Here is a 12,144-nt window from a genome sequence, read left to right on the forward strand (position 1 = left end):
CTATTTTTTGGTGCATATCACTTGGTTATCAAACCTTAAGTTTACACTACTGTACGTGTTAATTGTCTTATCTTTTATGGCTTTTTTATAAAAAGCTTTAAAATTATTTACCTTCTTATCGAGTTTATCTAAACTTCCAATATTTACCACAAAATCAAACTGACGTAATCGTAGGCTTATGTCTTGATTTTGGTCTTGACGAATTTCTATAACGTGTTGTTTTAAAAATTGGTCACCATCTATAGCTTTAGCGATTTGATATACTTTATCGAGCTTAGATTTATAAACCGTACCTGTAACAAGAGGCACTCTGGCTGAATAATTAGCCGACAAAGGCATATAAGACCCTTCATCATCTATATAATATGAAGCGTTTGTATGCACTCTAGCTATAGGTTGTTTTTGCTCGATTTTGGCTGAAAGCTCGCCATTTACAGACATAAACACCTCTGCATTTTTAACCATTGGATTAGAATTTAGGGCGGATTCTAATTCATTCAAATCTATAATTTCTTTGTTCTTGTTATTAAGCCCCTTTGGATTTTGTATTAACAATTTACTAACATTATCATGTGTCAAGAATAAGTTATCGGAACTCGTAAATTCTACTCTTGGTTTATTAATTACACGAGACTTATTTCTAGCATTAGAAAAGGCATATAAAAAGCCCACTAACACTAGTAAAATCAATACTTTTATATATCCGTAATTAACTTTCAACTTGTAATGCTTTTTTTATAGTTTTCACCTCTTCCCCAATATCTCCTGCACCTATGGTCAGGATGATTTTTGCTTCACTTTTTTTAATATCTGCAACTAAATCCAACTTTGTTGTTAACTTCTTATTTGAGTTATTAATTTTACTAAATAACCACTGAGAATCTACACCCTCGATAGGCAATTCTCGCGCTGGATATATGTCTAGCAACAGAACCTCATCAAACTGAGACAGAGCCTCAGCAAACTCATCAACAAAATCTTTTGTTCTTGAAAATAAATGAGGTTGAAAAACCGCCAAGACTTTATCTTCAGGATACATTTCTCTCACCGCTTGATGTACAGCATTTATCTCTTCAGGATGGTGCGCGTAATCATCTATAAACACCAAATCCTCTGTCTTTATCTGATAGGTAAATCGGCGCTTAACACCTTTGTATGATGATAAAGCATTGGCAAGCTGCGACTGAGGGAGTCCGTATTCTACAGACATTGCCAAGGCTATTAATGCATTAGACAAATTATGTCTTCCAGGTAGGTTAAATTTGAAATCTTTAAGAATAACATCTGGTGTTTTTACATCAAAAACATAACTCCCATCTTCTATTCTAATATTGTGTGCAGTATAATCTGAATTATCTTCTATACCGTATGATATACCTTGTATTGGTAAGCCACTTTTTACAAATAACTTACCATTTGGTTTAATCTTATGCGAGAAATCCGTAAAAGATTTTGTTAATTCTGAAGCATCACCATAGATATCTAAATGGTCTGCGTCCATAGAAGTGATACATGCATAATCTGGTGATAAGGTTAAGAATGAACGGTCGAATTCATCTGCTTCAACCACAGTAACTTCAGTACCATTGATAATTAAATTTGAATTGTAATTCTCACTTATTCCACCTAAAAAAGCGGTCATATTTACATCGCACTCATTTAGTATATGACCAAGAATACTGGTTGTCGTAGTTTTTCCATGAGTTCCTGCTACAGCAAAACAAAACGTACTTTTTGTAATTTCCCCAAGAACTTCTGAGCGCTTTTTTACCTCGAAATTATTTGATTTGAAAAAGTTTAATTCCGAATGTGAATTTGGTATTGCAGGCGTATAAACCACCAGCGTATTTTCTTTTTGTTTGAAATTATCGTGAATAGCATTTTCATCATCTTCAAAATGAATGGCAACACCTAAATCTTCTAAAGCTCGCGTGATATCCGATGGTGTTTTATCATAGCCAGCGACTTGGTTTCCGTTTGCCACAAAATAGCGTGCCAGAGCGCTCATGCCTATTCCGCCGATGCCAATAAAATAGATATTTTGTTTTTTGCTATTCATTTTATTTCAGAAGCTTTTCCACTTCGTCTACAATATCTTTTGTTGCATTTACCAATGCAAGTTTTTTAATATTTCTACACAACTCCTCTCTCTGTTCTTTTGAAGCCACTAAACCTTCAAAAACAGAATTAAAATCTGAATCTAACTTAGACTCTCTTAACAAAACTGCTGCATCCTTATCTACAATAGCTTGGGCATTTTTAGTTTGATGGTCTTCTGCTACATTTGGCGATGGAATAAAAACTACTGGCTTTCCTACCACACATAACTCTGACACAGAGCTAGCACCTGCCCTTGAGATGATGATATCCGCTGCTGCATAGGCTAAATCCATTTGATTTAAAAAGGCATGCACTTGCACATTGTCTTCGGCGTTATATTTACTGTATTGCTCATGGTATAACTTTCCACATTGCCAGATGAGCTGCACATTATGCTTCTTGAAAAAATTAAGTTTAGATTCTATAAGTTGATTCACACGTCTAGCTCCTAGACTTCCTCCTAAAACTAAAAGAGTGAGTTTATTTTCATCTAGTCGAAATTCTTTTTTGGCAGCAGCTGTTTTTCCTTTAATCTCAATTAAGTCCTTACGAATTGGGTTTCCTGTTAAAACCAATTTTTCCTTTGGGAAAAATCGCTCTAAACCATCATACGCTACACAAATACTATTTGCTTTTTTGCTTAAAAGCTTATTTGTAATTCCCGGATACGAATTTTGTTCTTGAATAAGCGTAGGAATACCTTTAGAATTTGCTGCTTGTAACAATGGACCACTAGCGAAACCACCTGTTCCGATAACTACATCTGGTTTAAATCGTCTTATAATTTGTCTCGATTTAAACAAACTAGACATTAACTTAAACGGAAACATTAAATTCTTTAATGTCAACTTACGTTGAATACCAGAAATCCATAGTCCTTCAATCTTGTAACCAGCTTGTGGTACTTTTTCCATCTCCATGCGGTCCTTTGCGCCGACAAATAAAAACTCAGCATCAGGGTATCTAGACTTTAACTCATTGGCAATTGCTATTGCAGGATAAATATGACCACCTGTTCCGCCTCCTGATAAAATGAATTTATATTGCGTTTTCTCTTGACTCAACCTTATATAGTTTCAGATAGAATATCTAATGGATTATCTTCTTGAAGCTCGCCTTCTTTTGCTTTTATTTCTTCGCGCTTAGCACTAACACTTAATATAATACCGATGGCCATACAGGTCATCCAAATTGACGTTCCTCCACTACTTATTAACGGTAAAGTTTGTCCTGTGACAGGAAATAATTCTACAGCTACAGCCATATTAATTAATGCCTGAAACACTATAGGCAAACCAACTCCAAGCACTAGAAGTTTTCCGAAAATGGTATCTGATTTTTGAGAAACAATAACTATTCTAAATAACAACCAAGAATACATTACTAATAAAAATAAGCCTCCAAACAAGCCATACTCTTCAATAATTATAGCAAAAATGAAATCTGAAGACGATTGTGGTAGAATATTCTTCTGCTTACTTTTTCCTGGACCTAAGCCGTTAATTCCTCCTGATGCTATTGCTATTTTTGCATTCTCGATTTGGTAATCTTCTTCAGTATCTTCACCATTTGCAAAGTTTTCAATACGACTAATCCATGTATCAACACGATTAGGCATTACATCTGGAAACGACTTTGCAACAAGCACAAAAAACACCAGAGCCATAATTCCTGAACCAATAATTACCAGCAAATAACGAATAGGATAACCACCCAAAAATGTCAATAAAACAACCATAGAGAATATAATAGCTGTAGTAGAAAAGTTTGCAGGTAAAATGAGTATGAGAACAAAGAAAACTGGTGCCCAGAGCGGTAAAATAGTTTCCTTAAACGAAACGCTTTTATCTTTAATTTTTGATAAATACCGAGCTACATAAACCATTAAAACTACTGAAGCCAAAGTTGATGTCTGAAAAGACATATTTACGATAGGTATCTTAATCCAACGGCTTGCGTTTGCCCCATCTATAGTTGTACCCTGTAAAACTGTAACTACAAGTAGAACAATAACCACAGGTATCATTACCATGGAAAGCCCTCTAAAATATCTGTATGGAATTCTATGAACGGCGTACATAATTGTGAAGCCTAAAAATAAATGCATAAAGTGTTTTAATAAATAGGAGAATGTATTCCCCGAACCGCCAGTATATGCCAAATTACTAGCTGCTGAGTATACAGGTAAAAATGAGAAAATAGCCAATAACGTGGCTATTGCCCAAATGAGCCTATCCCCTTTTATATTTCTAAAAACACCTTGCATTTAAAACTTATAGTTTTCTTACTGCTTCTTTAAATTGACGCCCTCTATCTTCGTAATTTTCAAATAAGTCAAAGCTTGCACATGCTGGAGAAAGCAGTACATTATCTCCTGCACTAGCAATCTTATAGGCTATTTTTACGGCTTCACTCATAAACTGAGTCTCGATGATAACATCGACCATGTTACCAAAAGTTTCCATGAGTTTGGCATTATCTACGCCCAGGCAGATAATTGCTTTTACTTTTTCATTTACAAACTGAAAAAGCTCTTTGTAGTCGTTGCCTTTGTCTTCTCCTCCAACTATCCAAACTGTTGGAGCTTGCATACTCTCTAAAGCAAAATAAGTAGCGTTAACATTTGTAGCCTTAGAGTCGTTAATGTATTGCACCTTATTGATACGTAGCACATTTTCTAGTCGGTGCTCAACACCTTGAAAGTTCTCTAAACTCTCCCTAATTGTTTGCTTCCTAATCTTAAGCAAGTGAGCGGCTGTCGATGCAGCCATGGCATTTTTAACGTTGTGTTTTCCGTCTAATGCTAGTTTTTTTATTGGCATAGTTATTTGATTGTTATCAACAGTTATTATTATGTCTTTATCTTTTATATATGCGCCATTCTCAACAACTTTAGTCAGTGAAAATGACAGTTTTTTAGATTTTATAGGATTAGAATTCAACCAGCTTTCTATTACTGGGTCATCTGCATCGTAAATGAAAAAATCGTCTTCAGTTTGGTTTTCTACAATTCTGAATTTTGAAGCGATATAGTTTTCGAACTTGTAATCGTAACGATCTAAATGATCTGGAGTAATGTTTGTTAGAATAGCGATTTTAGGTTTAAAATATTTAATGTCATCTAACTGAAAACTACTCACCTCAAGCACGTAATTTTCATAATCCTCTTCCATGATTTGCTTTGCAAAACTATCACCTATATTACCTGCTAAACCGATGCTTAATTCTTGCTTCAGTATATGATGCGTCAAACTCGCTGTGGTTGTTTTACCATTACTTCCAGTGATTGCTACCAAAGTTGCATCGGTATACTTTGAAGCAAATTCAATCTCCGAAACTATAGGTATATCTGCTTCTCTAATCTGTTTTACCAAGCTCACTTTATCTGGAATTCCAGGGCTTTTCATTACGATATCAGCATTCAGAATTTTATGTTCTGAATGCTGATTATCTTCCCATTCAATCTCATGATGTATAAGAACGTCCTTGTACTTCTTTTTCATTTCGCCTTTATCCGAAACAAAGACCTCGTAACCTTTTGCTTTTCCCAATAATGCTGTACCAACACCACTTTCGCCTCCTCCAAGAATTACAAACCTTTTCATTTACCTAATTTTCAATGTCACTATGGTAAGTATCGCCAGCAGTATTCCGATAATCCAGAATCTGGTAACAATTTTGCTTTCGTGATATCCTGATTTTTGATAATGATGATGCAAAGGCGACATCTTAAAAATGCGTCTTCCTTCGCCATATTTTTTTCTTGTGTACTTGAAATAGCTTACCTGCATAACCACAGATAAATTCTCAGCTAAAAAGATGCCGCAAAGAATTGGTATTAACCATTCTTTACGAACAGCAATTGCAATCACAGCAATAATTCCTCCTATAGTTAAACTTCCCGTATCACCCATAAATACTTGAGCTGGATACGTGTTATACCATAAAAACCCGATTAGCGCTCCTACAAATGCCGCAATGTATATGGTGATTTCTTCAACACGAGGTATGTACATAATGTTGAGATATTCTGAGAAAATAATATTACCAGAAACCCAAGCAAATATGCCTAATGTGAGTACAATTATGGCTGATGTGCCGGCAGCTAAACCATCAATACCATCTGTAAGATTTGCCCCGTTAGATACTGCTGTAATTATAAATATGGCAGCCAGAATGAAGATAATCCATGCGTATTTTTTGAGACTTGGACTTATCCAAGTGACTAAATCTGCATAGTCAAACTCGTTATTCTTTACAAAAGGAATTGTGGTTTTGGTCGATTTTTCTTCGGCTTCGAATAGTTTTGAAGGTTCGATATCAGGATTTTCTGCCAATAAGACTTTTTGTTGCTCAATCGGCAATTTCTCTTTCATCGTTACATCTTGATGAAAGTAAAGTGTCGCTCCTATGATAATGCCTAAACCAACTTGACCTAAAACTTTGAATTTTCCTTTTAAACCATCTTTATCATTCTTGAATTTTTTGATATAGTCATCTATGAATCCTATAGCACCCATCCAAACTGTAGTAACCATCAATAAGATGATATAAATATTAGCCAACTTAGCTAGAAGAAGTACTGGGATTAGAGTCGCTAATATGATAATAATCCCTCCCATTGTTGGCGTACCCGCTTTTTCGGCTTGACCTTCTAAACCTAAATCTCTAATGGTTTCACCTACTTGCTGACGCTGCAAATAGCGAATAATGCGCTTACCGTAAACAATTGAAATCAGCAATGATAATATCATGGCGATTGCCGCCCTAAATGTTAAAAACCCAAATAGAGATGCGCCAGGAAACTGAAACTGTTTTTCTAAATATTCAAATAGGTAGTATAACATAGTTTTACTTTTGCAATTGTTTTAATAGTTCGCTTACAATCTCATAGTCATCAAAATCTGTACGCTCACCGTTGATTTCCTGATAGGTTTCGTGACCTTTACCAGCAATGAGAATAATGTCATTAGGCTGCGCTAACTGACACGCTGTTTTTATCGCTTGTTTTCTATCTGATATGGAAAGGACTTTTTTGAAATTCTGAGGTTCTACCCCTTTTTCAATATCATTAAGAATAGATTGTGCGTCTTCTGTTCTTGGGTTATCGCTTGTAAAAATGACTTTTGTACTCAGTGCCGAAGCGATATGTCCCATTTTTGGTCTTTTTGTAGCATCTCTATCTCCACCACAACCAACTACTGTTATTAGTTCTTCGTTTTTAGTTCTGATAGAATTAATTGTTTCTAGTACATTTTTTAAGGCATCTGGTGTATGTGCATAATCGACAATTGCTGTGATTTTTTCATCTGACACAAAATATTCGAAACGTCCACTTACACTTTCTAATTCACTAATATGCCTTAGACTTTCTTCTTTATCCAGCCCTAACAACTCTGAAGTAGCATAAATTGCTAAAAGATTGTAGGCATTGAAATTTCCTATTAGCTTAGTCCATACTTCATTATCATTCAGCTTTAAAAGCAAACCTCCAAATTGATTTTCTAAAATCTGCGCTTTATAATCTGCATATGTTTTAAGGGCGTATGTATATTTTTTAGCATTGGTATTTTGCATCATTACCAAACCATTTTTATCATCTGTATTTACTAAGGCAAATGCCGTTTTTGGCAACCCATCGAAAAAAGCTTTTTTAACATCGCGATACTCAGCAAATGTGTTATGATAGTCTAAATGGTCATGAGATAAGTTGGTGAAAATTCCACCTGTAAAATATAGGCCTTGAGTTCTACGTTGGTGAATACCATGAGAGCTCACTTCCATAAAACAAAACTCCACACCTTCTTGGTTCATCAACTGTAAATATTTATTAATAGTCAAAGAATCCGGGGTTGTATGCGTGGCTTTATACTCCGTATTATCTACCATAATTTTCACGGTAGATAATAACCCTACTTTGTAACCTGCTTTTTTGAATAACTGGTATAGCAGGGAACTAACAGTGGTTTTACCATTAGTTCCCGTTGTACCGACTAACTTCAAGTTTTCCGAAGGATTTTCGTAATAATTGGCAGCCATAAAAGCGAGAGCTTCGTTAGAATTCTCAACTTCTATGTAAGTAATGTTATCTACTAATTCTTCAGGTAAGTTTTGACAAACCACAGCAACCGCACCATCTTCAATTGACTTTGATATATAGTCATGACCGTCTGAAATAGTACCGACTAATGCCACAAAAACATCATTTGATTCTATCTTACGAGAATCGAACTCCACTTTGTTTACATTAACACTTGTACTACCAACCACAGCGTTAATCTTAACCTTATACAATATGTCTTTTAAAGGTTTCAAGAGGCTTCTAGAATAATGGTTTGATTAGGTTTGAGTTTTATATTTTCTGAAACAGATTGCGACTTAATTCTGCCACTTCCATTTAATTTCACTTTGATATTCACATCCATATTTTCCAGAAAGGCAATAGCATCCATTGCTGGCATACCCACTAAGTCTGGCATAATGGTTTTGTAAGTATTTGAAACAGAATTGAATTTTTCGAAGTCCTCAACAACTTGAGCATTCTCAAACTCAACTGTCTGTATTTCATCAATTAATGGAGTATCCGTATAGATTTTTTGAGCTATACGCTTAAAGACTGGCCCAGACACATCTGCCCCATAAAACCCAACTTTTGTACTTGGTTTGTGAATTACTACAATGCAGGAATATTTTGGATTGTCTGCAGGAAAATAGCCAGCAAAAGAAGACACATATTTTTTATCTTTTCTCCAAGCTTCAATATCAGCATAATCTGTCCAAGCCGTTCCTGTTTTACCAGCCATCGAAAAAGTATCAGAGTAGAGTTTTTTTCCTGTACCTCTAACAACTATGTTCTTTAAAATATCTTTAATTTTTGAAAGTGTTTGTTCTGAACAAATTTTATCTACTAGCACTTCTTTTTCAAAAACTTCTATATCTCTATCGAACTCTTTTACAGCTCTCAAGAAACGCGGCTTAATTAATTGTCCATTATTAGCTATAGCATTATAAAATGCTAAAGTTTGTAATGGAGTAAGCTCCATATTATATCCATAAGAGATAGAAGGTAATGCATTTCGACTCCAGTTACTTGCTCCTGGATGAGGGATATCTGGTATTCCTTCTCCAATAATTGAAACCCCTAACGTATCATTTAAACGCCATTGTCGTAAGCGCTTTAAAAATTTTTCAGGATTATCTTTATAATTATCATCAATAATAGTAGCCAAACCAATATTTGAAGAGACCTCTAAAGCCTTAGCAGCTGATATTTTCCCATGACCCGCACCAGAGTCATAAATAGTTCGCCCATAGAATCTTTTACTTCCATTCTTTGTGTCTACAACGGTAGACGTATCAATAACCTTATCCTCTAATGCCGCCATCATAGCCATGACTTTAAATGTAGAACCTGGCTCGTGACTTTCACCTACTGCATAATTAAGACGTTCGTAGTATTTGCCTTCACGATTTCTTCCAAGATTAGAGATGGCTTTAATTTCTCCAGTCTTCACATCCATAACTACCACACATCCATGATCTGCTTCGTATTTTTCAAGCTGCCCCAATAATGAATGATGTGCTATATCTTGGATATTTACATCAATAGTTGTATAGATATCGTAACCATCTTTAGCTTCAATCTCATTAGCATCTCTTAGTGGTTTCCATTCGCCTTTACCAATTTTTTGCTTTAAACGCTTACCGTTTTTCCCTCGCAGGTAATCTTTACCAAACGCACCGTCAATACCAACTCGTGTTGCATAATTATTTTCATCAATACGCTCGTAACCTATTGAACGCTCAGCAATACCACCCATTGGATGCTCACGCTTAGTGGTCTGATTGTAAACAAAACCACCTCTTACAGCACCTAATCTGAATAATGGAAAGTTTCGGACTCTAATAAACTCAGAATAAGAAAGATTCCGTAGTAACGCCAAATATTGATCTTCTGTTTCACGAGCTTTTTTAATTTTTAGCTCAAAACTATTTGAAGGTTTTCCTGTAAAAGTCGCTAAAGAATCACAAAGCGGCTTTATATACTTTTTGAAGTTTTTCTCAGAAGATGTCACCGCATCTATAGCAATATCATATTTAGGAATAGACATTGCCAAAAGGCTTCCATCTGCTGAGTATATATTACCTCGGTTAGCTGGAATATCGAAGTACTTAACAGCTCTTTTTTGAGCCATAGCACGGTATTTTTCACCATGCACAAATTGTATAGAACAAAGCTTAAAGACAACTGCCAAAGCAAAGACAAACATACAGCCTGCCACGAAGTACAATCTGTTTAATATGTTAGTTTCTGTTGTTGCCAAAGCTTACTCTTGTCTTTTTATTCTTATTTTTTTTGGCGGAACTTCTGAAATCTCAAGTCCCTTTTCTACCACTTTTTTTTCTATGGTTGATTCCATTTTTAATCGCATCAACTTTGAACGACCATCCATAAATGCTGAGCGTAATTCTTTTGCTTCGTTGCTTAATCTTGAAATCTCAAACACTTTTTTATCTGCACTATGTGCACTTGCAATCATGATTATGGCTAGCCCAGAAATAAAAAGAATGACCCGCCAATTTTTAAACGAATCATCACTGATTAGAAATGTACCCCTTAATATGCTGTAGATACTTTTTTTCACAATTTCTCTGCGACTCTTAGTTTTGCACTTCGTGCTCTGTTATTTATTTTAATCTCCTCTTGCGTAGGAACAATTAAGCCTCCTACTTTTTTTAATGGAACTTCAAAATTCCCAAACATATCTCGCTCTGGCTCGCCTTCAAATAATCCGTTTCTTATAAATCGTTTTACCAATCGGTCTTCTAATGAGTGATACGAGATAAAACTTAATCGACCACCTACTTTTAATACTTCTGGTATCTGCACCAAAAGCTCCTTTAAAGCCTCAATCTCTTGATTCACCTCTATACGTATAGCCTGATAAATCTGCGCTAATACTTTATTTTCTTTTTTATGATTTAGAAATCTTTTAAGCGCCTTTTTTAATTGAGCACTTGTTTTAATTTCTTCAACTTCGCGTGCTTCACAAATAGCTCTCGCCATTGCGGGAGCTTGTCTTAATTCTCCATAAACTGATAGCACACGTCTTATATCTTCTTCTTCATAATCATTAACCACTTCGTAAGCAGATAAAGCACTATCTTGATTCATTCGCATATCTAAATCTGCTTCAAAACGTGTTGAAAACCCTCTTTCTGCAATATCGAACTGATGAGAAGAGACTCCAAAATCTGCCAAAACACCATCCACCTCTTTAGCACCATAAAACTTTAAAAAACGTTTGATGTATCTAAAGTTTTCATTTATCAGTGTAAATCTTTCGTCATCTATTGTGTTTGCTAAAGCGTCTGTATCTTGGTCAAAAGCAAAAAGCTTTCCGTCTGGCCCGAGCCTTTTTAAAATCTCTCGACTATGTCCTCCACCTCCAAAAGTGACATCTACATAAACACCATCTGGCTTTATTGCGAGTCCATCAACTGTTTCCTTTAATAAAACCGCATTATGATAATCCATCTGCTACATCGTCTTGTCCCATTACCTCTTCTGCTAAATCTGCAAAATCTAAAGCCGCATCATCTATAGCCTTCTCATACTTATCTTTATCCCAGATTTCAACAATATTTACTGCTGAAGCTAAAACCGTCTGCTTGGTAATTCCAGAAAAAGACAACAAATCCTTGGGAATCAATAATCGACCTGTGTTATCAACTTCTACCACTTTTACACCTGCTGTAAAGCGACGTATAAAAGCATCATTCTTCTTATTAAAACGATTAAGCTTATTCACCTTTTGCATCAATTTTTCCCATTCCGGCATTGGATATAACTCCAAACAAGGCTGAAAAACAGCGCGCTTGAGCACAAAACCAGATTGCATAACAGGTGCCAACTGTTTCTTTAAAACAGCTGGCAACATAAGCCTGCCTTTAGCATCTGCCTTTACTTCATATGTTCCTATTAATGCGTTCAAATGATTGGGTCAAAAAAGGTTACAAAACAATTTTAAAATCAAATATATT

At 35.4% G+C, this 12,144-nt stretch carries 11 protein-coding genes; all 11 read right to left on the minus strand.

The features are described from left to right. Genes BUB95_RS02845 through mraZ form a run of 11 tightly spaced genes read right to left on the minus strand, consistent with a single transcriptional unit; the run spans nucleotide 1 to nucleotide 12,095 of the window. Nucleotides 1–720 carry a cell division protein FtsQ/DivIB gene (locus tag BUB95_RS02845; protein ID WP_073082765.1) on the minus strand — a complete coding sequence of 240 codons (720 nt, stop codon included), beginning with the start codon at nucleotides 718–720 and terminating at the stop codon, nucleotides 1–3. Then, the gene (gene murC / locus BUB95_RS02850; RefSeq protein ID WP_073082768.1) at nucleotides 710–2,059 is read right to left on the minus strand and encodes a UDP-N-acetylmuramate--L-alanine ligase; all 1,350 of its coding nucleotides are present in this window, start codon (nucleotides 2,057–2,059) and stop codon (nucleotides 710–712) included. Before murC ends, BUB95_RS02845 begins: the two co-directional genes overlap by 11 nt. A 1-nt stretch (nucleotide 2,060) precedes the next feature. Beyond that, the gene (murG, locus tag BUB95_RS02855; protein ID WP_073082770.1) at nucleotides 2,061–3,164 is read right to left on the minus strand and encodes an undecaprenyldiphospho-muramoylpentapeptide beta-N-acetylglucosaminyltransferase; all 1,104 of its coding nucleotides are present in this window, start codon (nucleotides 3,162–3,164) and stop codon (nucleotides 2,061–2,063) included. A 2-nt stretch (nucleotides 3,165–3,166) separates the two neighbouring features. Further along, nucleotides 3,167–4,366 (minus strand): FtsW/RodA/SpoVE family cell cycle protein, encoded by a 1,200-nt coding sequence (locus BUB95_RS02860; protein WP_073082773.1) that lies wholly within the window; start codon nucleotides 4,364–4,366, stop codon nucleotides 3,167–3,169. A 7-nt stretch (nucleotides 4,367–4,373) separates the two neighbouring features. Continuing rightward, a complete protein-coding gene (gene murD, locus BUB95_RS02865) occupies nucleotides 4,374–5,705 on the minus strand; it encodes a UDP-N-acetylmuramoyl-L-alanine--D-glutamate ligase (protein WP_073082775.1) in 1,332 nt (443 codons plus the stop codon). Then, nucleotides 5,706–6,947, minus strand: coding sequence for a phospho-N-acetylmuramoyl-pentapeptide-transferase (gene mraY / locus BUB95_RS02870; protein ID WP_073082777.1), 1,242 nt, complete (start codon nucleotides 6,945–6,947; stop codon nucleotides 5,706–5,708). A 4-nt stretch (nucleotides 6,948–6,951) separates the two neighbouring features. After that, nucleotides 6,952–8,415, minus strand: a complete 1,464-nt coding sequence (locus BUB95_RS02875) for a UDP-N-acetylmuramoyl-L-alanyl-D-glutamate--2,6-diaminopimelate ligase (RefSeq protein ID WP_073082780.1) — start codon at nucleotides 8,413–8,415, stop codon at nucleotides 6,952–6,954. Next, nucleotides 8,412–10,370 (minus strand): penicillin-binding protein, encoded by a 1,959-nt coding sequence (locus tag BUB95_RS02880; protein ID WP_073082782.1) that lies wholly within the window; start codon nucleotides 10,368–10,370, stop codon nucleotides 8,412–8,414. The genes BUB95_RS02875 and BUB95_RS02880 overlap by 4 nt, the downstream gene beginning before the upstream one ends. 57 nt (nucleotides 10,371–10,427) lie before the next feature. Further along, on the minus strand, nucleotides 10,428–10,745 hold the full coding sequence (locus BUB95_RS02885) for an FtsL-like putative cell division protein (protein ID WP_073082784.1): 318 nt from the start codon (nucleotides 10,743–10,745) through the stop codon (nucleotides 10,428–10,430). Then, nucleotides 10,742–11,638, minus strand: a complete 897-nt coding sequence (gene rsmH / locus BUB95_RS02890; protein WP_073082786.1) for a 16S rRNA (cytosine(1402)-N(4))-methyltransferase RsmH — start codon at nucleotides 11,636–11,638, stop codon at nucleotides 10,742–10,744. Before rsmH ends, BUB95_RS02885 begins: the two co-directional genes overlap by 4 nt. Continuing rightward, the gene (gene mraZ, locus BUB95_RS02895; RefSeq protein ID WP_073082789.1) at nucleotides 11,625–12,095 is read right to left on the minus strand and encodes a division/cell wall cluster transcriptional repressor MraZ; all 471 of its coding nucleotides are present in this window, start codon (nucleotides 12,093–12,095) and stop codon (nucleotides 11,625–11,627) included. Before mraZ ends, rsmH begins: the two co-directional genes overlap by 14 nt. Nucleotides 12,096–12,144: the final 49 nt, after the last annotated feature.

Origin of the sequence: Winogradskyella jejuensis (genome assembly GCF_900129745.1) — a bacterium.
Taxonomy (GTDB): Bacteria; Bacteroidota; Bacteroidia; order Flavobacteriales; family Flavobacteriaceae; genus Winogradskyella; species Winogradskyella jejuensis.

Excerpts from the sequence above, each read along its gene's own strand:
- BUB95_RS02880 (WP_073082782.1), bottom strand. The coding sequence starts at position 10,370 with ATGTTTGTCTTTGCTTTGGCAGTTGTCTTTAAGCTTTGTTCTATACAA.
- murC (WP_073082768.1), bottom strand. The coding sequence starts at position 2,059 with ATGAATAGCAAAAAACAAAATATCTATTTTATTGGCATCGGCGGAATA.
- BUB95_RS02860 (WP_073082773.1), bottom strand. The coding sequence starts at position 4,366 with ATGCAAGGTGTTTTTAGAAATATAAAAGGGGATAGGCTCATTTGGGCA.
- mraY (WP_073082777.1), bottom strand. The coding sequence starts at position 6,947 with ATGTTATACTACCTATTTGAATATTTAGAAAAACAGTTTCAGTTTCCT.
- rsmH (WP_073082786.1), bottom strand. The coding sequence starts at position 11,638 with ATGGATTATCATAATGCGGTTTTATTAAAGGAAACAGTTGATGGACTC.
- murD (WP_073082775.1), bottom strand. The coding sequence starts at position 5,705 with ATGAAAAGGTTTGTAATTCTTGGAGGAGGCGAAAGTGGTGTTGGTACA.